Source organism: Massilia sp. UMI-21, from assembly GCA_015277795.1.
Classification (GTDB): Bacteria; Pseudomonadota; Gammaproteobacteria; order Burkholderiales; family Burkholderiaceae_D; genus Telluria.
This window is the reverse complement of sequence record CP063848.1, coordinates 822314-845185: the sequence shown is the minus strand read 5'-3', so window position 1 is coordinate 845185 and position 22872 is coordinate 822314. Positions and strand designations below refer to the sequence as shown.

Sequence of the window (22872 nt, the reverse complement as noted above, 5' to 3'; positions counted from 1 at the left end):
GTCTTGCCTGCTTGTCAGTTACGCATAGCCGATCGCGAAGATCCGCATCACCAGTTTATACATCATGTAGGCCAGGCCGTAGCTCGCGCGGCGAATCCAGCCGATGTTGGCGAATTCCTCGGCGCGGATCGGCACGCCGTCCGCGATGCCGTGCTCGATATGGGCGCGCATGGTGGCGGCGAAGTGCTCATCTTGCACGACCACGTTCGCTTCCTGGTTCAGGAACAGGGACAGGCCGTCGCAGTTGCTCGAGCCGACGGTGGCCCAATCGTCGTCGACCACCGCGACCTTCGCATGCAGCTGGGTCCTGCGATACTCGACCACCCGGATGCCGTCGGCCAGCAGCTTGGGGTAGAAGGAATGGGCGACCATGTCCTGGATCGTGAACTCCCCCACGCCGATCAGGAGCGTGACCTGCACGCCGCGTTGCGCCGCATGGGCCAGCGCCTTGCGGAACTTGCGGCCCGGTGCGAAATACGGCGTGGCCAGCAACACGCTGTGCTTGGCGCGCCCCAGGGCCTGCAGGTAGGCGCGCTGGATGGTGCCGCGGTTGCGCAGGTTGTCGCGCACCACGAAGGCGGCGCGCGCCGGATGGTCGCAGGACGGCGGCGGCTCCCTGCGCATCTCGCGGAACAGTTCGATGCGCTGCTTCAGCTTGAGGCGGCCGGCGCGCAGCCACTGGCCCTGGGTTTCGTCGTGGATCTGCGCCACCAGCGGACCGGTTACCCGTACGGTGAAATCCCAGCGTGGCGCCGGCAGGCGGTGCTTGTCGGCGTGGTCGCACAGCCAGTCGTCGTTGATGTTAATGCCGCCGACAAAGGCGATGTCGCGGTCGACCACCACAATCTTGCGGTGCGAGCGCGCGATGCCGCGCCGGCACCAGGGGTTGAAGATGCGGTACTGCACGTTCGCTTGCGCGAAGATGGCGCCGAGGCGCTGGGCGGGAAGGTGTTCGGTGCCGATCCAGTCCACCAGCACGCGCACCTTGACGCCGCGTGCCGCGGCGCGGATCAGCGCGTCGCGCACGGACTGCGCGGTCTCGTCCTCGCCGAAGATATAGGTCTCGAACAGGACGTCGTAGCGGGCCGCGTCAAGCGCGGCGATCAACGCGGGGAAATAGGCAGTGCCGCTTTCCAGCAGAGTGACATCGTTGTTGTCGACAAAGCTGACCTGTCGCATGGGCGCTATGCCAGCTGAAGTTCGGCGACGATCGGTGCGTGGTCGGACAGCTTCGCCCACAGCGCGCCGTGCATCACCTGGGCATTGTCGACCTTGAAGCCGCGCACGTAGATGCGGTCGAGCCGGAACCAGGGCAGCATGGCCGGAAAGGTACGCGCCGGCGCCAGCCGTGGCTGGCGGCGCGGGGGCGGCTGGCGCCCGGCCCAGCCACGCACCATGTCGCCCAGCGGCGTCTTCGGACCCAGCTCGTCGAACACCTCGGCCACGCCGAGCGCATTGCGCAGGCGGTCGCTCAGCGTATTGCGCCAGTCGTTGAAATCGCCGGCGATGATCACCGGTTCGCCGTGCGAGGAGGCGTTGACGTGCTCGATCAGGGCTTCGGCCTGGCGCCCGCGGCTGCCTTCGAACAGACCCAGGTGCACCACGTAGCAATGCACCTTGCCGGCCTGCGTGTTCAGCACGCAGTGCAGGATGCCGCGCTGCTCGTAGGCATGGTCCGAGATGTCGTGGTTGTGCGAATTCTCGATCGGGAAGGCGCTCAGCAAGGCATTGCCGTGGTGGCCGTGGTCGTACACGGCATTCATGCCGTAGGCGCTGTGGTGCTTCTCGTTCTTGAAATAGTCGTACTGGGCGGTCTCGGGCCAGTGCCGGTGCGCGTGCTCTTCCTTGCCGTAGCGCGCCTGGAAACGGTCGTGCCTGCCCTGCACTTCCTGCAGGAACACGACGTCCGCGTGGAACTCGGCGATGGCTTTCTTCAACGCGATCACGCGCGGCTGGCTGCGCAGCGAGGAGACGCCCTTGTGGATGTTATAGGTGGCCACACGAATCTTCATGGGAACATTCTAACAACAAGCTGCCATCGGCCCTCGGAACCAGCCCCAATCGTGCGCTTACGGGGAAATATGCCTTGGCAACTGCAGGATCGCTTCGGCGTTCGAGGCCGAGAAGCAGCGGTCGGCGGCTTCCAGGCAAGGCAGCCAGGCGTAGCGCGTGTGTTCGCGCGGGCTCAGGGTAATCGGGATGTCGCGCGGCACGCAGACCGAGAACACGTGCTCGGTATTGTGGGTGACGCCGGGCGCGTAGCGGTGGCGCCAGACCGGATAGATCTCGTAGATGTTGGAGAGCTGCCAGTCGTGTAGGCGGATGTTGTCGCCGTCGGCCACGATGCCGGTTTCCTCGAACAGTTCGCGGGCGGCGGTCAGCGCCAGCGCTTCGTCGGGGGCATCGAGCGAGCCGGTGACGGATTGCCAGAAGCCCGGGCGGTCGGCGCGTTCGATCAACAATACCTCCAGGGCGGAGGTGTGGATGACGACCAGGACCGATTCGGGGATTTTGTGGGGCATGGGGCTCAGATGGACAAACGCGGGCAAGGCCGATGAGTTGGCCAAGCCCGCGTGAGTTGAACGCGCGGTCGGCGAAGCCGACCACCCTGCATTAAGCTACTTTCGCTTCGGTCCGCAGGCGGATGTGCAGTTCTTTCAACTGCTTCTCGTCGACTTCCGACGGCGCGTTGGTCAGCAGGCACTGGGCGCGCTGGGTCTTCGGGAAGGCGATCACGTCGCGGATCGACTCGGAGCCGGTCATCAGGGTGATCAGGCGGTCCAGGCCGAAGGCCAGGCCACCGTGCGGCGGCGCGCCGTACTGCAGCGCGTCGAGCAGGAAGCCGAACTTCAGCTGCGCTTCTTCGGCGTCGATCTTCAGGGCGCGGAACACCTTGCTCTGCACTTCTTCGCGGTGGATACGGATCGAGCCGCCGCCCAGTTCCCAGCCGTTCAGGACCATGTCGTAGGCCTTGGCGACGCAGGCGCCCGGATTGGTCTCGAGCATGTCTTCGTGGCCGTCCTTCGGTGCGGTGAACGGATGGTGGGTGGCGTTCCAGCGGTCGCCGTCTTCGTCGTACTCGAACATCGGGAAGTCGATCACCCACAGCGGCGCCCAGACATCGTCGAACAAAGCGGCCTTCTTGCCGAATTCCGAGTGGCCGATCTTCACGCGCAGCGCGCCGATGGCGTCGTTGACGACCTTGGCCTTGTCGGCGCCGAAGAAGATCAGGTCGCCGTCTTCGGCCTTGGTGAGTTCCAGGATCTGGGCCAGGACTTCGTCCGAGATGTTCTTGACGATCGGCGACTGCAGGCCGTCACGGCCCTTGGCCTTCTCGTTGACCTTGATGTAGGCCAGGCCCTTGGCGCCGTAGATGGCGACGAACTGGGTGTACGCGTCGATTTCCGAACGCGGCATCGACGCGCCCTGCGGCACGCGCATGCCGACCACGCGGCCACCGGCCATGTTGGCGGCGCTGTTGAACACCTTGAACTCGACCGACTTCATCAGCTCGGTCAGTTCGGTGAATTCGAGCTTGACGCGCATGTCCGGCTTGTCCGAACCGTACATGCCCATCGCGGTGGCGAAGTCCATCACCGGGAACGGGTTCGGCAGGTCGATGCCGGCCGCGTTCTTGAAGACGACGCGCATCATGTCTTCGAACAGGTCACGGATTTCCTGTTCGGTCAGGAACGAGGTTTCGCAGTCGATCTGGGTGAATTCCGGCTGGCGGTCGGCGCGCAGGTCTTCGTCGCGGAAGCACTTGGTGATCTGGTAGTAGCGGTCGAAGTTGGCGACCATGAGCAGCTGCTTGAACAGCTGCGGCGACTGCGGCAACGCGAAGAAGTTGCCCGGGTTGACGCGCGACGGCACCAGGTAGTCGCGCGCGCCTTCCGGGGTCGACTTGGTCAGCATCGGGGTCTCGATGTCGATGAAGCCCAGGTTGTCGAGGTACTTGCGCACTTCCATCGACACCTTGTAGCGCAGGCGCAGGTTGTGCTGCATCTGCTGGCGGCGCAGGTCGAGCACGCGGTGGGTCAGGCGGGTGGTCTCCGACAGGTTGTCGTCGTCCAGCTGGAACGGCACCGGCACCGAGGCGTTCAGCACTTCGAGCTGGGTGGTGTTGATCTCGATCTTGCCCGACTTCAGGTTGGCGTTGGCGGTGCCTTCCAGGCGGTTCACCACGGTGCCGGTGATGCGCAGGCAGTACTCGTTGCGCACGTGTTCCGCAGCCTTGAACACCTCGGCGTTATCCGGGTGGCAGACCACCTGCACCAGGCCTTCGCGGTCGCGCAGGTCGATGAAGATCACGCCGCCGTGGTCGCGGCGACGGTGCACCCAGCCGCACAGGCTGACGGTTTGGCCCAGCAGTTCCTCGGTGACGAGGCCGCAGTAGTGAGTACGCATGGAGGACATAGTTTTCGTTCCAGGTTGGTTGATTCGTAGAGGCCGAAGCCCTGTATTTTGCTCTGTTCTTTATTCCGGAGCGACCACGCCCATCGAGACGATGTGCTTCAGGGCCGCGTCCACGGACATGTTCAGTTCCACGACCTTGCTGCGTTCCATCATCAGGAAGAAGCCCGAGGTCGGGTTCGGGGTGGTCGGCACATACACGCTCACGTAGTCGCCCACCAGGTGGTTCTTGACGTCGCCGCCCGGCACCCCGGTCAGGAAAGCGATGGTATAGGAATCCGCGTGCGGATACGGAATCAGGACCGGCGTGCGGAACGCATTGCCCGAGGACGAGAACAGCGTGTCCGAGACCTGCTTGACGCTGCCGTACAGCGAACTGACCACCGGGATGCGCTTCATCACGCGGTCGCCCAGGCGCACCACGTAGCCGCCGATCAGGTTATTGGTCAGCAGGCCGGTAACGAACACGATGGCCAGGGTCAGGACCGCGCCGAAGCCCGGCACGTCCATGCCGAACAGCTGGCGCGGCTGCCAGGCTTGCGGCATGAACAGCAGCGACTGGTCGAGCGTGCTGATGATCATGCTCAGCACCCAGGCCGTGATCACCAGGGGCACCAGTACCAGCAGGCCAGTCAGGAAATATTTGCGCATCGCGTTCTCTTGTTCTTGTTCGGGCTGCGGCCGTCGGCCGCAGCATTCGGGCTAATGGTGCTTCAGGTACTGCTCTTGTCAGCCGCGGCGGCCGGAGCGGGAGCCGGGGTGCTGGCCGCACTGGCGCTGCTGTCGGACGCAGCGGCCGGCGCAGCGCCGCCGCCGTTGGCGCCTGCCGTACCCGTCGCCGGCGGCGTGCCGCCGCGGAAATCGGTCACATACCAACCCGTGCCCTTCAGCTGGAAGCCGGCAGCGGTCACCTGCTTTTTGAAGGCTTCCTTGCTGCACGACGGACAGACCGTCAGCACCGGGTCAGAAATTTTTTGCAGCACATCCTTGGTAAAACCGCATTCATCGCAGCGGTAGGCGTAAATCGGCATTTGATACTCCGCAAAAATCTTCAAAACCCTGAATTATAAAGCTTTTGTGGGCAGGCTTGCCCGTTTCGGCTCGGCAGCCAAGCTGGACCGCTTCCCGGAAGCACACGGGCCTGTGCCAGGTGTTGTTTTTCTTCATCGTCGCGCACTGTTTCGTTTGCTCAACAACAGCCGGGGTGATTAAATAGCATCTTTCTTGAGAGCATGATGGCAGCAGGCAAGCTCTGCTGCTCACAGTTAAGAAGAAACAGAAGATTTTGCGCGGTGCCCTGCACCGCCGCTGGTCCGTAAAAGAACGCTGTACTTATGAAGCCCGCGCATGCGGGCTTTTCTTTTATGGGGGCTTCGCCGGCCACCCTAGGCAAATGCGCTATCCCCTGCCCGGCATGAGTCAGACAGGCCCTAGCGGCGCTGCCAGAGCATCCAGCGCTCCTTGCCGGCGAAGACGGGAATCGAATCGGCCACCTGGGCGTCCTCCACCAGGTCGAAATACGGCGCCATCAGGTGTTCCAGCGCTGCCCGCTCGATGCCGAAAGGCGGACCTTTTACCGTTTGGTCAACAAAGAAGAAGCCGCCCAGCAGGCCGCCCGGCGCCAGCAGCCCGGCCCAGCTTGCCACCACCCGCGGCCGCATGGCGGGCGGCAGCGCGCACAGGAAGGCGCATTCATAGATGAAGTCGAGCGAATGCTGCGGCTGCCAGGTAAAGAAATCCGCCTGCACCACGCGATCGGCCCACTGCCCCGCCAGCGCCTTGCCGCGCGCCACCGCTTGCGGCGCGAAGTCGATCGCGATGGCGTCCCAGCCGGCCTGGCACAGCCAGGCCAATTCGTAGGCACTGCCGCAACCGGGAATCAGGCTCGCCAGCGGGCGCGGACGGGCGGCGACGAAATCGCGCAGCGCCTGCGGCACGCCGCCGCGGTCCCACGGCGTAAACGCGCTGGCGAAGCGCTCGTCCCAGAATTGCGGACTGAGCGGATCGCGGCTGGCAAAGCTCGGCGGATCAGCCGGCATGCATCAGGCCGTAACCGGCGGCAATGCCGCCCACCACGACCACCACCGCCGCCAGGAAAGCCAGCAGGCGGTTGGTGCGGCGCTGCTCGATCAGCACCATCAGCAGCAGGTCGGCCTGCGGCATCTGCTGGCCGCGGTGGGTTGGCGTGATGTTGGAATGCGCCTGGCGCTCCAGCGTCTGGTGCAGCAGGCGCGGCAGCTGCGGGAAGATATGCGCATAGCGCGGCGCCTCGGCGCGCAGGCGCTCGACCATGCCCTGCCAGCCCATCTGCTCGCCCATCCAGCGCTCGAGGTAGGGCTTGGCGGTCTTCCACAGGTCGAGGTCGGGGTCGAGCTGGCGGCCCAGGCCTTCGATGTTCAGCAAGGTCTTTTGCAGCAGCACCAACTGCGGCTGGACCTCGACATTGAAGCGGCGCGAGGTCTGGAACAGGCGCAGCAGGATCTGGCCGAAGGAAATGTCTTTTAGCGGACGGTCGAAGATCGGCTCGCAGCAGGCGCGTACCGCCGATTCGAGCTCGTCCACCCGGGTGTCGCGCGGCGCCCAGCCCGATTCGATGTGGGCCTCGGCCACGCGCTTGTAGTCGCGGCGGAAGAAGGCCAGGAAGTTCTGCGACAGGTAATCCTTGTCGAAATCGTTGAGCGTGCCGACGATGCCGAAGTCGAGCGCGATGTAGCGGCCGAAGCTTTCCTTCTCGACCGACACCAGGATGTTCCCCGGGTGCATGTCGGCGTGGAAGAAGCCATCGCGGAACACCTGGGTGAAGAAGATCTCCACACCATCGCTCGACAGTTTCTTGAGGTCCACACCCTCGGCCGCCAGCCGGTCGATCTGCGACACCGGAATGCCGCGCATGCGTTCCATGACGATCACGCTGCTCGAGCAATAGTCCCAGTACATCTCCGGCACCATCAGCAGCGTCGAGTCGGCGAAATTGCGGCGCAACTGGCTGGCGTTGGCGGCCTCGCGCATCAGGTCGAGCTCGTCGTGCAGGTATTTGTCGAACTCGGCGACCACCTCGCGCGGCTTCAGGCGGCGGCTCTCGGCCCATACCTTTTCGATCAGGCGCGCCGCCATGTCCATCAGCGCCAGGTCTTCGTCGATGGTCTTGCGCATGCCGGGACGCAGCACCTTGACCGCCACCTCGGTACCGTTCTTCAGGGTCGCGAAGTGCACCTGGGCGATCGACGCCGAGGCCACCGGCACCCGCTCGAAGCTCGCGAACAACTGGTCGGGGTGGGCGCCGAGCGCCTCGGTGATCTGGGCCACCGCCAGGTCGGAATCGAAGGGCGGCACCCGGTCTTGCAGCAGCGACAGTTCGTCGGCGATATCGGGCGGCATCAGGTCGCGCCGGGTCGACAGCACCTGGCCGAACTTGATGAAGATCGGCCCCAGCTCTTCGAGCGCCTGGCGCAGGCGAATGGCGCGCGGCGAGGTGATGCGGCGCCAGAAGAATACGGTATTCATGAAGCGGGCGGTACGCGGCGCATGCAGGCTCGTGACCGCGATTTCGTCGAGACCGTACTTGGTCGCGACGGTAAGGATTTTCAGCAGGCGCAGGAATTTCAATATCATCAGTTATCCGGACTCAGTATCACGCTCGGCCGGCCCGGCGCGAGGCTGGGCGCGGCGGTGGACGCCAGGCGCTGTTCCAGCCTGGCGATGCGCTTGGCGGTGCGCTCGACGTCGTCGCGCAGGCGCACCACTTCGGCGGCCAGTTCGTCCACCGCGCTCGGGCGCACCAGCACCGGCCGCTCTTCCAGCAGGAATTCGGCCACGTTCTCGGCCAGCCGGCGCCCTGCGCCCAGCACGCCGGTCGCGGCGCCCTGCGCGCCCTGCACCAGGCCGCGCGCGCCCAGCGGGCCGACGATGCGTTCGAGGTCGTACTCGGCATCCCAGCGCAGGCCTTTCGACAGCGACGAGATGGTGTTGGCAAACTCGGCGTCGCCCGCGATTCTTACGTAGGAAAAGGCGCGGTCGCGGTTCTGTGCGATCAGCGGCAGGTCGGCCAGCTTGACGTGGATGGTCACGTGCGCCGGCTCGTCGGACGTGCCGGGCTCGAGCATGCCGTCACGCGCCACGCGCAGGCGCAGCGCCAGGTGGCCGGTGTCGATGCAGGCTTGTTTGCCGGCATGGCGGAGCAGCGCTTCACGCGCCCAGGCTTCCTGGGCCAGCAGATGGTTGATCGTGGCGACGGCAGGTGTCGTCAGCATGGCAGAACTCGGGAACATGGCAGCACACAGGTTAATCAAAAAAAAACCGCCCGGTATCAGGGCGGTTTCGATCTTACCAGTTTGCCGGGCACAAACCCGGCAGCACGAAGCTTTACCGGAAAATAATTATAAAGAACTAACTGAGCTGCTGGATCCCGGCCAGCACCCAGCCGCCCTGCCCCGACAAGGGCTTGGACATGTTCCAGACTTCCACGAAAGGCTCGGCCGGCGCGTTCGGGGCGGTACGGATCATGCCGTTGAACTGGACGCTGGCCAGGTAGTCGGTGGCGCTGGTCTCGATGCCCAGCAACTGGCCGTCGATCGTCACCACGTCGGTGAAGTCCGCATTCCCGCCCCGCTCCTGGATCTGCATCTTGAGCTCGGCGAAGACTTCGGGGGTGGTGAATTCGCGCAGGTCGTTGCTGTCGCCGCGGTCCCAGGCGGCCTGCATGCGGATGAACGAGGCTTTCGCATGGCGCAGGAAGGCGTCCTGGTCGAAGTCGCCCGGCACGCCCCATTGCCGATGCATGGCCGGCGCGCCCGCGCCCGGCTTGCCGAGGTCGACGCTGCCGAACTGGCCCGACTGCTGCCCCTGGAAGGCCGCGGGCTGGCGCAGGCCGGAGCCGATCTCCGGGGTCGACACGGCGCCCGCTGCGCTGCCCGCCGCCGGGCTGGCGGCGCCGACCGGCACCGGATTGGTGTAGCCGCCGAAGGCGGGGTTGGCCGGGGTGTCCTTGCGGCGGAACATGCGTACCACGAACAGCACGGCCAGCAGCAGCAGGCCGATCATCAGGATCGCCGAGATCACGCTGGCAAACGCGCCGCCGATGCCGAAGTGCGACAGCAGCGCGCCCAGGCCGAGGCCCAGCAGGGCGCCGCCGAGGATACCCTTCCACATGCCCGATCGCTGGGTGCTGCGTGCGGCGGCCGCGGCGCCTGCGGCGCCGGCGGTGGCCGGCACGGCCGACGGCTGGCGCTGCTGGAAGCCCGGGGCCGGCGCCGGGGCCGGGGCCGGCATCTGGCGCACGGCCTGCGACTGGCGGCCGAAGGAGCGCTTGCCGCCCATCGGGCGTGCCGTGGCTTCCGCGATCATCGAGACCGCGGTGACCGCCAGGACCATCGTTGCCACGAATTTCTTCATCGTCGTTCTTCCTTCAAAAATGCGCTTACAGCTTGATGCCAGTGTGCAATGCGGCCACGCCCGCCGTCAGGTTGTGGTACTGGACCCGCTCCAGTCCGGCATCGAGCATCATGGCCTTCAGGGTTTCCTGGTCGGGATGCATGCGGATCGATTCTGCCAGGTAGCGGTAGCTCTCGGCATCGCCGGCGATCTTCTGGCCCAGCCACGGCAGCACCGAGAACGAATACAGGTCGTACGGTTTTTGCAGCGGCGCAATCACTTTCGAGAACTCCAGCACCAGCAGCTTGCCGCCGGGCTTGAGCACGCGGCGCATTTCAGCCAGTGCCTGGTCCTTGTGCGTCATGTTGCGCAGGCCAAAAGCCACGCTGACGCGGTCGAAGTAATTGTCCGGAAATGGCAGTTTCTCGGCGTCGCACAACAGGGTCGGGGTGACCATGCCTTTATTCAACAGTCTGTCGCGGCCGACGCGCAGCATCGATTCGTTGATGTCGGTGAGCCAGACCTCGCCGCTGCGGCCCGCCTGCCTGGCGAATGCCTTGGCCAGGTCGCCGGTGCCGCCGGCGATGTCGAGCACCTTGAAGCCGGGACGCACGCCCGCCTGCGCGATGGTGAACATTTTCCAGGCGCGGTGCAGGCCGGCCGACATCAGGTCGTTCATGACGTCGTATTTCGAAGCGACCGAATGGAAGACCTTGGCGACTTCCTGGACCTTCTGGTCCTCGGCGACGGTCTTGTAGCCGAAATGGGTGGTATTCGTCATATGTGCATGCGGTTGAGGGTTGCCACATTATACAAGCTGCCCGGCCCATGCACGGCCCGGCATGCCGGCCGTGTCCGGCGCACGCGCATGGCGGCGACATGCTGAAATTAATATTGCCTCTGTATAATCGTCAAATTGCCCAATTCCCGGCCCGCAGCGGTCTCCCATACGTATCCGTAGCCGCCTCCTGATCCTCGTCCTGGCCATCCTGGTGCCGTCGTTCATCGCGGCCGCGCTGGCGGTCAGCTACGTGTATCACGAGGAACAGACGGCGCAGACCCGCAACGTGGCCGATGCCACGCGCGCCTTCGCGCTGTTGGTGGACAACGAGCTGCAGGCGCGCGCCGACATCCTGAGCACGCTGGCCGAGTCGGCCAGCGTGCAAACAGGCGAGCTGCGGCAGTTCTACGATTATGCGCGCCGCATCGCGCCCGCGCGCGACACCGTCATCGTACTGAGCGACCTCGACGGACGCCAGCTGCTCAATACACGCCAGTCCTTCGGCGCCGCCCTGCCGCTACGGCGGGTGGCGACGATCGAGGCACTCATGGAGCGCCACGGCGCCGGGAGCATGCTGGTGTCCGACGTGTTCATCGCGCCGCTGGACAAGCGTCCCGACTACGCCATCCAGGTACCGGTCAGAATCGACGGTCGGGTACGCTATCACCTGGCAATGGGCATCAATCTCGCGACCCTGCAGCCGCTGCTGGAACGCCAGCATTTCCGGCCCGAGTGGATCGTGACACTGGTCGACCGCCAGGGCGTCGTGCTGGCCCGTTCGCGCAATCCCGAACGCTACGTGGGCGAGCGGGCCGGCGCGGCCGCCCTGCACAGGCTCCAGGCCGCCCAGCGCGGACTGTGGCAAAGCCGCACCCTCGACGACATCGACGTGCGCGCCTTTTTCGATACCGTGCCGGCCTCGGACTGGAAGGTGTTGATCAGCATCCCGAACAGCGACATCCGCCGCGTGCCGCTGCGCGCCGCTGCCCTGCTGGGCACACTGATGGCGGCACTGCTGGCGGCCGGGATGCTGGCGGCGCACCGGCTGGCGCGGCGCGCGATCGTCCCGATCGAGTATCTCGGGCAAGGCGCGGACGAACTGGGCCAGGGCAAGGAGATCAGCTACCGGCCACAGGGCTTGGTCGAGATCGACAACGTCGCGCTGCGCATGGCCGAGGCCGGACGCCAGATCCGGCAATCGCAGCAGGTGCTGGAGCAGCGGGTCGCCGAAGCGGTGGCGACCACCGAGCGTGTCCAGAACGCCCTGCTCAAGGCGCAGAAGCTGGAAGCGCTGGGCCGCCTGACCGGCGGCATCGCCCACGAATTCAACAACCTGCTCCAGACCCTCAGTACGGCGCTGCAACTGGTCGAACTCAGGAACAAGGACGAGAAGGTAAGTGGCCTGGTCCAGACCTGCAAGAAGACCGTGCAGCGCGCCACCGCCCTGACCGGCCAGCTCGGCTCCTTCGGCCGCATCCAGGAAGCGCGCCAGGAGACGGTTGATGCCTGCCGGCAACTGCGCAGTGCGCGCCAGCTGATGAGCGGAGCGCTGCGTGACGACATCGTCTTGCAGATCGACTGCGACGAGCCGTCCTGGCCGGTGACCGTCGAGCCCCTGCAATTCGACCTGGCGCTGCTGAACCTGGCGGTGAATGCGCGCGACGCGATGCCGCACGGCGGCGTGCTGCGCATCGAGGCGCGCCATCTCGGCCTGGGCCATCCTGCCGCGAGCGCGGCCCTGGCTGCGCTGCCACCCGGCGACTACGTGCGCGTCAGCGTGAGCGACACCGGCAGCGGGATGACACCCGAGGTGTTGGCGCGCGCACTCGACCCCTTCTACACCACCAAGGCCCAGGGCCAGGGCACCGGCCTCGGCCTGCCGCAGGCCTACGCGTTCGCCCTGCAGTCGCAAGGCCTGCTGCTGCTCGACAGCGAGCCCGGCCGGGGTACGCGGGTAGACATCTACCTGCCGCGCGCGCAGCAGGCGGCGCCGGACGCATTGCCGGCGGCGCCTGGCGCGCCATTGCCGCGCGCGCGCGGCAGCGTGCTGTTCGTCGAAGACGACCCGCTGGTGCGCGAAGCGGTCGCGCACGCACTCGAAGAAGCCGGCTTCGAGGTCATGGTTGCCCACGACGGCGAGCAGGCCGTGGCCCTGCTCGACGGCGGCCTCCGACCCGCCGTGGTGTTCTCGAACATCGTCATGCCCGGCACGGTAAACGGCATCGACCTGGCCACCATCGTGCGCCAGCGCCACCCCAGCTTGCCGGTACTGCTGGCCACCGGCTATACCGAACGCCAGCCTGCGATCCCGGGTGTGCGGGTGCTGGCCAAGCCCTATGCGATCGAGCGCCTGGTGACGCTGCTGGCGCGCGCCGCCGCCAGCAGCACGGCGCCTTCGTCAATACGCTAAGGCATTGATTCCTGTAAGAATTTTTACGATGTGAATTAGCAACTCTGCAATTCCTGTGCGCCAAAACCTGTTCTTTTCTGGTTAAATATACATCAAGCGATGTCGGACTAGTCCGGCATTTTCCGCCCGAAATTTTTCCCTATAGAACTTTCGGGAGCGGGCCCACAGCGTCGACTGCACGACCGGTAAAACGAATAAGAACGAGGTGAATGTGTCGGTCAAACGACTCTTATGCATCACGAACGAGGGCAACGCCGGCGTGCGCGCGGCCTGCGGCGAGTTGCGGGGTTGGGACGTGTGCACGGTGGACAGCATCGGCGCCGCGCGCAAGGTCCTGACGCAGCAGCATTACCCGGTCGGGCTGCTGCTCGACGGCGACGGCAGCCTCGAAGGCGACGACACCGAACGCTTCCTCCAGCAGCACCACCACATCCGCTGGATCGGCGTGTTCGGTCCCGACCTGCTGCACCGCCCGCAACTGCGCCAGGCCATCGCCACCCACCTGTGCGACTTCCATACCCGTCCGGTCGATACGATGCGCCTGCACCATGCGCTTGGTCATGCGCACGGCATGGCGATGCTGGCCACATCCACGCCGCCCCACCAGCGCGCCTGCGGCACCCGCCATATCGACGGCGAGTCGGTGGCAATCCGCCGCCTGCGCGCCCACATCGACAAGATCGCCGCGGTCGATGCGCCGGTGCTGATCTCCGGCGAAAGCGGCAGCGGCAAGGAACTGGCGGCAATGGAAATCCACACGCAGTCGCCGCGTGCCGGCGGGCCTTTCATTGCCATTAATTGCGCCGCCATTCCGCCTGCGCTGATCCATTCCGAACTGTTCGGCTACGAGCGCGGCGCCTTTACCGGGGCGACCAGGGACAAGCCCGGCCTGATCGAGGCGGCTTCGGGCGGCAGCATCTTCCTGGACGAAATCGGCGACCTGCCGCTCGACCTGCAGGCCAGCCTGCTGCGCTTCCTGCAGGAGCGCACCATCTACCGCGTCGGCGGCACGCGGACGATGGCGGTCGATGCGCGCGTGATCACCGCCACCCACGTCGACCTGCCCAAGGCGGTGGCCGAGGGACGCTTCCGCGAAGACCTGTACTACCGGCTGAGCGTGTTCCCGATCCGCGTGCCGCCGCTGCGCGAGCGCAAGGACGACCTGCCCCTGCTGACCGACATCATCTTTAACAAATTTGCCGATGAGAAGAGCCCGCAACTCAAGGGTGTCAGCAAGCAGGCCTTGCGCGCCATGGCCCAGCACGACTGGCCCGGCAATATCCGCGAGCTAATCAACCGGATGCGGCGCGCCATGGTCCTGGCCGAGCATCGCCTGATCATGCCGGAAGACCTCGAACTGGCGCCGCAGGACGACGCCATCATCCTGCGCGAAGGACTCGACAAGTCGCGCGGCAGCGCCGAACGCATCGCCATCTGGAACAGCCTGGCCAAGTGCGGCAACAACATCAGCCAGGCCGCGCGCGAGCTCGGTGTTTCGCGCATGACCTTGTATCGCCTGATGGCCAAGCATTCCATCGCGCCCTGAGGCGCGCTTCTCCCCGCCTTTCCACTTTCTTCTCTTCCTACAGCCTGTGTGCGGGCGCCTTGCCGCGCCTGCCTGCGCTCGCCCGTGCTTGCTGTGACCGCTTGATACAGTTCCGTGACAATCCCGTGTCAACTGTCACAACTTTGCGACATCTTTCCTCGGAGTTGTTGAACGGGCTCATCAACCGAGTCCTACAAACTTTCCAATTATAAAAATAACCACATTTATCAAGGACTTGCGACGCCAACCGGAGGCTGGCACGCAAACTGCTAATAGGAGGATGGACCGGTATTCATGGAACGCCGGGCATATCAACTTTCAGTGATACACAAAGGGGAGTAACAGATGAAGCGCACTATTCTGGCGACCGCGATCGCCCTGTCTTTCGGCATGGCCCACGCACAAAACTCCAACACGGTGGAACGTGTCCGTGGCGACAACACCCAGACCACCAACGTGGACCGTTCGAACAACAGCACCACGACGAACACCGACAGCAGCGACCGTTCGGACAACAGCTCCCGTACCACCACGAATACCGACAGCAGCGATCGCTCCCGTACCAACACCAATACCGACAGCAGCGATCGCTCGGATAACAGCATGCGCGACTCCTCCGGCCAGAACAACAGCTCGGGCGATGCCCGCGCCACCGCAGCCGGCGCGGCCTCGGCCAATAACGGCGGCACCTCGACCTCGAGTGTCGCGAATTCGTTCAACAACTCGACCGCCAGCTCGACCAGCACCCTGACCGGCAACGTCAGCGACAACCAGATCAACAACATCGGCAACTCCGCCATGAACAGCGGCAACGCCAACGGCGCAGCCGGTTCCGGCGCGGCCGGCGGCGACGCGACCGGCGGCGCAGCACGCGGTGCTGCAGGCGCGGCAGGCGGCGCCGGCGGGTCGGCCAACGGCGCATCCGGCGGTGACGCCGGCGACGGCATGAGCGGCGCTGCCTCGAGCGGCGCAGCCTCGGTCGGCAACGCGGCCGGCGGCACCGGCGGCATGGGCGGCAACACCGGCAACGCCAGCACCGGTGCGGGCGGCGCGGGCGCGGCCGGCGGCATGGGCGGCGCGGGCGCCGCAGGCGGCATGGGCGGCGCAGGCGCAGGCGGTAACACCGGCGGTGCCGGCGCGGCAGGCGGCGACGGCGGCATGGGCGGCGCGTCGAGCGCAAACGGCGGCATGGGCGGCAACGGCGCAGCAGGCGCGGCCGGCACCGGCGGCCTGGGCGGCGACGCCACCGGCGGCGCAGGCGGCGCAAGCGGCGCGCTCGACGGCGGCAACGGCGGCAGCAACGGTTCGACCACCGCCGGCGCCGGCGGCATGGGCGGCGGTTCGGGCGCCACCGGCGGCGCAGGCGCTGCCGGCGGCATGGGCGGCAATGGCGGCATGGGCGGCGCAGGCGGCTCCTCGACCGGCTCGGACCAGACCGCATCGGCCGGCGCCACCGGCGGTTCGGCAATGAACGGCGACAACACCGCCACCTCGGGCGCCGGCGGCATGCCAGGCTCGGGTGACGCGGCCGGCACCGGCGGCGCAGGCGGCGCTGCCGGCACCACCAGCGGCGCGATCAGCGCAGGCGCAAGCAATGCCGACGGCACCACCAACACCGGCGGCGACTCGACCGCCGGCATGGGCGGTAACGGCGCAGCCGGCGCAGAAGGCGGCGCAGGTGGCGCAGGCGCTTCGGGCACCTCGACCGGCGGCGCCGGCGCATCGGGTGGCGAGGCAATGGGCGGCACCGGCGGCGCCGGCGCAGCCCTGAGCGGCACCGGCGGCGCAGGCGCCGCGGGCACCGCGGGTGCGGGTGCTTCCGGCACCGGTGGCGAAGGCGGCATGGGCGGCGCAGGCGCAGCCGGCACCTCGACCGGCGGCGCGGGTGCGGCCGCTGGTGAAGGCGGCATGGGCGGCGCGGGCGGCTCGGGCGGCGACGGCGGCGCGGGTGCTGCGGGCGGCGCGGGCGCAGCCGGCGGTAACGGCGGCAACGGCGCAGCCAGCGGCGCAGCCTCGAACATGGGCGGCACCGGTGCGGCAGGCGGCGACGCCACCAACGGCGATGCAAGCGGCGGCACCGGCACCTCGGGCTCGGGCACCGGCGGCAACGGCGGCGAAGGCGGCATGGGCGGCAGCTCGACCGGCGGCGAAGGCGGCATGGGCGGCTCCAACACCGCCGGCATGGCGACCGGCGGCAACGGCGGCAACGGCCAGGGCGGCAACGGCGGCACCCAGTCGGTGACCACCGGCGCCTTCGACATGTCGAACCGCATGTCGAACATCGCCCAGTCGGCTGCAGGCGTCTCGGTGATCAGCCAGAACAACGGCTTCTCGTCGCTGATCCAGCAGAGCGTCAACGTTCAGTCGAACATGAACGTGGGCAGCGGCCAGTAAGGCCTGCAAGGACCGCCGCGCGGTGCAAGCCGCGCGGCGGTTTTCCGACTCGAAGGGGAAATGTATGAAACCTGTGAACCGATTCGTGCTGGCGGCGCTGGTCGCGCTCCCGCTGGCGGTCCAGGCCGCCGATCCTGCGACGCTTCCGGTCAAGATCAGCTTCCTGACTGAAGTGAACGTGGCACCGGCCGAGGCTAGCGCCGGCAGCGCCTGGGGCGAAGCCGCAAGCAGCGAGCGCCTGGGGCGCACCACCGGCAAGGACGATACCGTCCACACCGAGGCGGTATTGGGCGGCACGGTGGGCAACAACACGGCCGTCAACACGGTCAGCGGCAACAACGTCATCGACAGCGGCTCCTTCGCGAATGCGCAAGGCCTGCCGATGGTCATCCAGAACAGCGGTTCGAACGTGCTGATCCAGAACGCCACCGTCATCAACCTGCGACTGCAATAGGCATGAAGGCTTTATGAACAAGTTCTTCGCCATCTCTGCCGCCTTGTGCGGCATGCTGCTGGCACCCCGGTGCCCGGCATCCGGCATCGAACTGGCCGTCGGCCAGCGCGCCACGGTGCCGGTCACCTCCCTCAAGGACATCAAGTTCCGCAATACCACCCGCCAGCAGTTCGACTTCAGCTGCGGCTCGGCCGCCCTGGCCACCCTGCTCACCTACCACTACGGCACCCCGGTGAGCGAGAAGGAAGTCTTCGAGAAGATGTACCTGAGCGGCGACCAGGCCAAGATCCGCCAGCAGGGCTTTTCGATGCTCGACATGAAGCGCTACCTGGCCACCCGCGGCTTCGTCGGCGACGGCTTCCAGCAGCCGCTCGACAAGCTGCTCGAAGCGAAACTGCCGGCCATCGTTCTGATCACCGACCGCGGCTACAACCACTTCGTCGTCATCAAGGGCGCCGAGGACGGCCGCATCCTGCTGGGCGACCCGTCCAGCGGCGCGCGCTCGGTCACGCGCGAACGCTTCATGGAACTCTGGGCCAACAAGCTGCTATTCGTGGTGCACAAGTACCCGGGCACGGTGGCCTTCAATGCGGTCGAGGACTGGCGCAGCGCCCCGCGCGCGCCGCTCGGCGCCGGCATCAACCAGGAACAGTACAGCCAGAGCTTGCCGAAATTCGGCCCGGGCGACTTTTGAAAGGATTCACCATGCACTGGCTCACACATGCATGCCGCGCCCTGGTGGCCACGCTGCTGGCCGGAGCCTGCGCCGCGGCCCTGGCCCAGCAACAGGCCGTGGTCATCGACGCCGCCGAATGGGCGGCGGTGGATACCGCCACGCTCGACGGCGCCCGCGGCGGCTTCGAGGTGCCCGGCGGCCTGAATATCTCGCTCGGGATCGAGCGCGTGGTCTCGGTCAACGGCGAGGTGCTGTCGCGCACCAACGTCGCGATTCCCGACGTGGCGTCGATGAATGCCGACCAGCTGCTGCAGGCGCGCGAAGCGCTGGGCAGCGCCCGCCTGATCCAGATCGGCGGCAGCAACTTCGCCCCGGGCGACCTCGGCCTGGGCAGCGGCGCCACCTTCGTGCAGAACAGCCTGGACCACCAGGCGATCCTGGCGCAGACCACCATCACCTCCACCGTCAACAGCATGGCGCTCATCAAGGACATCAATTTTCAGTCAACCATTCGCGACGCAATCGTGCGCTCGGCAGGAAGCCTGTAACATTGCAATATTATAAATTTTGTCGATGGAGAAACGAATGCCCACTCATGTCGCGCGTCTCGGCGCCGCCGGCCTGGCGGCAATGCTGCTGGCCCCGGTCGCCTATGCCCAGGCCATGCCGGACGCCGAGCACGACAAGGCGACCGAACTGGCCCAGTTGAAGGCCGAACTGGCCGCCCAGCGCGAACTGGTCGACAAGCTGATGCGCGAACTGCAGGCGCAACGCGCCAAGATCGACCGCATCGAAGAACGCCGCGACGACGCCGCCCCGCTCCTGGCCGACGGGCCGGCCCTGCCGCCGCGCGCCGACGACCAGCTGCTGTCCGAGCAGCGCGGCACGGGCGGGCAGAACAGCGGCGCGCCGAACAACAATCGTCCAGCGGCGCCGGTCCCGGCCGGTCCGGCCCCGGCCCAGCCGGCGGCGCGTGCGCCCGCGCAGGCCCAGCAGAACACCGCCGCCCGCAAACAGGACAAGCCGAACAACCAGCGCCCGCCCGAGGTGGCGCCGCTGTTCGAAGCCCCCGGCGTGCTGACCCCGCGCGGCAAGTACATCCTGGAACCGGCCCTGCAGTTCGGCTACTCGTCGAGCAACCGCGTGGCCCTGGTCGGCTATACCGTGATCCCGGCCCTGCTGATCGGCCTGGTGGACGTGCGCGAGGTCAAGCGCAACACCTTCACCGGCTCGCTCACCGCCCGCACCGGCCTGAGCAACCGGATGGAAGTCGAGCTCAAGCTTCCCTACGTGTACCGCTCGGACGCCACCGTCAGCCGCGAGATCTTCACCGGCACCGCGGTCGAGCGCGTGTTCAACACCAGCGGCAAGGCCCTGGGCGACATCGAGCTGGCCGGCCGTTACCAGCTGAACAATGGTGGCCCGGACAAACCCTATTACATCGCCGGCCTGCGTTATAAATCGGTGACCGGCAAGGACCCGTTCGAAGTCGTCACCGATTGCCAGACCCGCTGCATCGGCGAGAACGTGACCGGCACCGGCCTGCCCTTGAGCCTCCCGACCGGCTCGGGCTTCCATTCGCTGCAGGGCAGCCTGACCTGGCTGTTCCCGTCCGACCCGGCGGTGTTTTTCGGCAACCTCAGCTACCTGCACAACTTCAAGCGCAGCAACGTCGAGCGCCTGGTGCGCAACGACATCCGCGAGCCGCTGGGAGAGCTGGAACCGGGCCCGATCATCGGCTTCAATTTCGGCATGGGCCTGGCGCTGAACGACAAGGCCTCGCTCAGCCTCGGCTACGACCACAGCACGGTGGGACGCATGAAGCAGAATGGCCGCACCGTGCCGGGATCGGTCCGCACCCAGCTCGGCACCCTGCTGCTCGGCTATTCCTACCGTTTCAATGACAAGCGTTCGCTCTCGGTCGCAGTGGGTGCGGGCGTGACCCGCGACACCCCGGATGTGTCGCTGACGGTACGCATGCCGTTCAGTTTCTGATGGCCGTGGCGGCCGTTGCCGGAGACGGGCGGGCGCAATGTTAAAAAAGCGCGACACACAATTGAAAAAGTTGCTTCCCTTTTAAAAATTTGTCTCTATAATCATTTTTGCAATGTTGAGCACGCAGCTGGATCGAATACCTCCTGGACGGCCGACAACGCGATAATACAGATAAACTTCAAGAGGGAATTACCATGGCGACTGGCACTGTAAAGTGGTTTAACGATGCAAAAGGTTTCGGCTTCATCACCCCGGACGGCGGCGGCGAAGACGTCTTTGCGCATTTTTCGGCCATCAATTCGCAAGGCTTCAAATCGCTGGCCGAAAACCAGCGCGTGAGCTTCGACATCACTGCCGGCCCGAAGGGCAAGCAGGCCGCGAACATCCAGCCGCAGGCGTAATGCGCCGCTGCCTGTAAAACAGGCAGGTGTCACGTCCTAAGGTAGGTTGACAGGGTCACGGCCTTTTTCGTTACCCTGTAGATCTGATGTTACTGACGCCCAGTGCACCGCATCGGGCGTTCTGTATTGCAGCGCCGTATGCGGGCGCTCATGGTTATAGATGTGGATCGCCTGCTGCACCATGGTAGCGGCTTGCTCCAAGTTTTGAGGCACTGCAGTCAAGAGCTCGGCCTTCAAAATACCGTTGATTCGTTCTGCCAAGGCGTTCTGGTAGCAGTCGTAGCCGTCGGTCATCGAGCACAAAACGCCGTGCCGGCGATGAATCTGCTGATAGGCTTCTGCACAGTATTGCAGGCCGCGGTCGGAGTGATGGATCAGCTGGCGTTCGGTGCCCCGGCAGCGTAGTGCCATGCTCCATGCTTTCAGCACTCCGTCGGTGTGCAGGTCATGGTGCAAGTGGTGCCCCATGATCCTGCGCGAGTAAGCGTCGGTCACCAGGCTAAGGTAGCCGGTCGCTTCCCGCGTTTCGATGTAGGTGATGTCGGCCACCCACAGCTGCTCGGCCATCGTTGGCTTAGCCTGCGCTTTCACCAGATTTGGATGCTTGCGCATCCAGTGTTTGGAGTTAGTGGTCTTGCGGTAGCAGCGTTTTGGATGCACCAGCATCCTGGCGCGCCGCAGTGCATCGAACAGTCCATCCCGTCCCAGCTTTAATCCTGCCTGCACAAATTGGCGTTTGAGCAAAAAGTAGAGCTTGCGCGTGCCGATCCTGGGTTGGCGTAGCCGTACTTGCTGCACTAACTTCTCGGCCACACGGTTGCGTGCCGTTCGTCCAATTTCTGCATGCAATCGCTTGTAGTGTGCTTGACGGCTGATCCCGAACAACTGGCAGACCCGGCTAACGCTCAGGTCTTCTTTTTCCGTAAGGATTTGCGTTGTTCGGGCAAAGGCTTTTTTACGACAGCCACTCCATGCTCCTTGGCCAGGACGTCGAGCATCGTCTTATAGACGAGCGACTGCTGCCGGGAGGTTTCCAGCTCGGCTTCCAGCTGCTTGATCCGTTGCTCGGGGGTGAGAGGTCGCGTCATATCCGGTTGGGCTCGTACAAGTTGCAAAGCTAGCGAACTCCAGTCCTGCTGCCCGTATCGTCTTAACCATACTAGCACCGTACTTCGACCCTGGATGCCGAACTTCCTCTGCGCCTCTTTGTAAGTCATCTCGCCTTTTTCGACCGCGGCAACTACCCCCTGTTTAAAAGCCAAGGTGTAGTCAGCCTGGGTACGCTTTCCCTCAATCGCCATCTCGCTCTCCTTGAATAAGGCAAGTTTAGACAACCGATTTCAGGACGGGACAAGGCGAAAATAAAAGAGCACGTCGATCGACGTGCTCTTTTGCTTTTGTACGCCAGCACCGCTGACGACCTGGCTCAATCGACCACTGGCATGAATAATTGGGTGCGAGCGTCTCTTGCGAGCGATGCGCCTGCAGGCGCTTTGCGCGAGGCGCTGCTCCTGATCTACAGGAAGTTGAACGCGTGTGCGGCAAAGCCGCACACCCTACGATCAGTGGTGATGGCCGCAGCCTGATGTCGGCGCCGCGCCCGGCAGTTCGGTACCCGGTTCGCGTCCGCTGTCGCCCGCGAAGCCGGCCGCGTGCAGGCGGCCCAGGTACTGCTGCCACAAGGACTCCCCCTCGCTGCCCAGTTTATACAGGTAATCCCAGGTGAAGATGCCGGTGGCGTGGCCGTCGTCGAACAGCGGCTTGATCGCGTAGTTGCCGACCGGCTCCACGCCGGTGATGCCGACTTCGCGCTTGCCGACTTGCAGCACTTCCTGGCCCGGTCCGTGGCCTTTCACTTCGGCCGAGGGCGAATACACGCGCATCAGTTCGAACGGGATCGAGAACGCGCTGCCATCGTCGAAGGCGATGTCCAGCAGGCGCGACTTCTGGCGCACGGCGATGTCAGTTGGGGTGGGCATGGCGGCTCCTCTTATTCGTTGAAACGTTGGGCGATGGCGGCCGCCAGCGCCGGCAGCAGCGCGCGGCGTTCGGCCAGCACCGCTTCATCGGTCTGGCGCGCGGCCTGGGCCCATACCGGCGCCGGGAAGTGCGCATCGTCCGCATAGCGCGGAATGATATGCCAGTGCAGGTGCGGCACCACGTTGCCGAGGCTGGCCACGTTGATCTTGAGCGGCGCCATCACCTCGCGCACCGCGTCTTCGACGCGGAATACCGCATCGTTCAGCAGCAGGCGGTCATCAAATGACAGGTCGCTCATCTCGCGCACGTGCTCGCGCCAGATCACGCGGCAAAAGCCGGGATAGGCCGCGTCGTCGACCTGGATCACCGAGAACTTCTCGTCCTGCCAGACGGCGGGCAGCGGCAGGTCGCACAGTTCGCAGCCGGGCTCGCGCCGCACTTCCTTCATCCCT

21 protein-coding genes and 1 pseudogene are annotated in these 22872 nt (G+C 65.6%); 8 read left to right on the top strand and 14 right to left on the bottom strand.

Features of this window, described 5'->3' with window-relative positions; all coding sequences use genetic code 11:
• Positions 1 to 18: 18 nt before the first annotated feature.
• From clsB to ubiE, 11 genes are all read right to left on the bottom strand, one after another.
• Positions 19 to 1179 carry a cardiolipin synthase ClsB gene (clsB, locus tag IM543_03730; protein QOY95017.1) on the bottom strand — a complete coding sequence of 387 codons (1161 nt, stop codon included), beginning with the start codon at positions 1177 to 1179 and terminating at the stop codon, positions 19 to 21.
• A gap of 5 nt (positions 1180 to 1184) precedes the next feature.
• A complete protein-coding gene (locus IM543_03725) occupies positions 1185 to 2012 on the bottom strand; it encodes an endonuclease/exonuclease/phosphatase family protein (GenBank protein ID QOY95016.1) in 828 nt (275 codons plus the stop codon).
• Positions 2013 to 2069: 57 nt separating this feature from the next.
• A complete protein-coding gene (gene nudB, locus IM543_03720) occupies positions 2070 to 2522 on the bottom strand; it encodes a dihydroneopterin triphosphate diphosphatase (protein ID QOY95015.1) in 453 nt (150 codons plus the stop codon).
• A gap of 91 nt (positions 2523 to 2613) precedes the next feature.
• Positions 2614 to 4407 carry an aspartate--tRNA ligase gene (gene aspS / locus IM543_03715; protein ID QOY95014.1) on the bottom strand — a complete coding sequence of 598 codons (1794 nt, stop codon included), beginning with the start codon at positions 4405 to 4407 and terminating at the stop codon, positions 2614 to 2616.
• 69 nt (positions 4408 to 4476) lie between these two features.
• Positions 4477 to 5064: a DUF502 domain-containing protein gene (locus IM543_03710; protein QOY95013.1), complete on the bottom strand. Its 588-nt coding sequence runs from the start codon at positions 5062 to 5064 to the stop codon at positions 4477 to 4479.
• A 62-nt stretch (positions 5065 to 5126) separates the two neighbouring features.
• The gene (locus tag IM543_03705) at positions 5127 to 5444 is read right to left on the bottom strand and encodes a zinc ribbon domain-containing protein (protein ID QOY95012.1); all 318 of its coding nucleotides are present in this window, start codon (positions 5442 to 5444) and stop codon (positions 5127 to 5129) included.
• Positions 5445 to 5843: 399 nt separating this feature from the next.
• Complete coding sequence (locus tag IM543_03700) at positions 5844 to 6452, bottom strand: methyltransferase domain-containing protein (protein ID QOY95011.1); 609 nt, start codon at positions 6450 to 6452, stop codon at positions 5844 to 5846.
• Entirely contained in the window at positions 6442 to 8025 is a 1584-nt protein-coding gene (gene ubiB, locus IM543_03695) for a ubiquinone biosynthesis regulatory protein kinase UbiB (GenBank protein QOY95010.1), read from the bottom strand. The genes IM543_03700 and ubiB overlap by 11 nt, the downstream gene beginning before the upstream one ends.
• Positions 8025 to 8681, bottom strand: coding sequence for a sterol-binding protein (locus IM543_03690; GenBank protein ID QOY95009.1), 657 nt, complete (start codon positions 8679 to 8681; stop codon positions 8025 to 8027). Before IM543_03690 ends, ubiB begins: the two co-directional genes overlap by 1 nt.
• Positions 8682 to 8799: 118 nt before the next feature.
• Positions 8800 to 9804 carry a Tim44 domain-containing protein gene (locus tag IM543_03685; GenBank protein QOY95008.1) on the bottom strand — a complete coding sequence of 335 codons (1005 nt, stop codon included), beginning with the start codon at positions 9802 to 9804 and terminating at the stop codon, positions 8800 to 8802.
• A gap of 25 nt (positions 9805 to 9829) precedes the next feature.
• The gene (gene ubiE / locus IM543_03680; GenBank protein QOY95007.1) at positions 9830 to 10564 is read right to left on the bottom strand and encodes a bifunctional demethylmenaquinone methyltransferase/2-methoxy-6-polyprenyl-1,4-benzoquinol methylase UbiE; all 735 of its coding nucleotides are present in this window, start codon (positions 10562 to 10564) and stop codon (positions 9830 to 9832) included.
• Positions 10565 to 10775: 211 nt separating this feature from the next.
• On the opposite strand from ubiE, the gene IM543_03675 reads away from it, so the two are divergent.
• The 8 genes from IM543_03675 (at position 10776) to IM543_03640 (ending at position 20440) form a co-directional block, all read left to right on the top strand.
• Positions 10776 to 12974 carry a response regulator gene (locus IM543_03675; protein QOY95006.1) on the top strand — a complete coding sequence of 733 codons (2199 nt, stop codon included), beginning with the start codon at positions 10776 to 10778 and terminating at the stop codon, positions 12972 to 12974.
• A 211-nt stretch (positions 12975 to 13185) separates the two neighbouring features.
• Positions 13186 to 14520 (top strand): sigma-54-dependent Fis family transcriptional regulator, encoded by a 1335-nt coding sequence (locus IM543_03670; GenBank protein ID QOY95005.1) that lies wholly within the window; start codon positions 13186 to 13188, stop codon positions 14518 to 14520.
• Between the two features lie 345 nt (positions 14521 to 14865).
• Entirely contained in the window at positions 14866 to 16914 is a 2049-nt protein-coding gene (locus tag IM543_03665; protein QOY95004.1) for a hypothetical protein, read from the top strand.
• A gap of 64 nt (positions 16915 to 16978) precedes the next feature.
• Positions 16979 to 17368: a hypothetical protein gene (locus IM543_03660; GenBank protein QOY95003.1), complete on the top strand. Its 390-nt coding sequence runs from the start codon at positions 16979 to 16981 to the stop codon at positions 17366 to 17368.
• Positions 17369 to 17381: 13 nt separating this feature from the next.
• Entirely contained in the window at positions 17382 to 18062 is a 681-nt protein-coding gene (locus IM543_03655; GenBank protein ID QOY95002.1) for a C39 family peptidase, read from the top strand.
• 11 nt (positions 18063 to 18073) lie between these two features.
• Positions 18074 to 18592, top strand: coding sequence for a hypothetical protein (locus IM543_03650; GenBank protein QOY95001.1), 519 nt, complete (start codon positions 18074 to 18076; stop codon positions 18590 to 18592).
• Between the two features lie 37 nt (positions 18593 to 18629).
• A complete protein-coding gene (locus IM543_03645; GenBank protein ID QOY95000.1) occupies positions 18630 to 20039 on the top strand; it encodes a hypothetical protein in 1410 nt (469 codons plus the stop codon).
• Positions 20040 to 20233: 194 nt separating this feature from the next.
• Entirely contained in the window at positions 20234 to 20440 is a 207-nt protein-coding gene (locus tag IM543_03640) for a cold-shock protein (GenBank protein QOY94999.1), read from the top strand.
• A 36-nt stretch (positions 20441 to 20476) separates the two neighbouring features.
• Here IM543_03640 and IM543_03635 read toward each other — a convergent pair.
• The 3 genes and pseudogenes from IM543_03635 to IM543_03625 all read right to left on the bottom strand — a co-directional run bounded on the left by IM543_03635 (position 20477) and on the right by IM543_03625 (position 22868).
• Positions 20477 to 21741 (bottom strand): annotated as a pseudogene (locus IM543_03635) (IS3 family transposase).
• Between the two features lie 261 nt (positions 21742 to 22002).
• Entirely contained in the window at positions 22003 to 22419 is a 417-nt protein-coding gene (locus tag IM543_03630; protein ID QOY94998.1) for a DUF971 domain-containing protein, read from the bottom strand.
• An 11-nt stretch (positions 22420 to 22430) separates the two neighbouring features.
• On the bottom strand, positions 22431 to 22868 hold the full coding sequence (locus tag IM543_03625; GenBank protein QOY96509.1) for an HIT family protein: 438 nt from the start codon (positions 22866 to 22868) through the stop codon (positions 22431 to 22433).
• Positions 22869 to 22872: the final 4 nt, after the last annotated feature.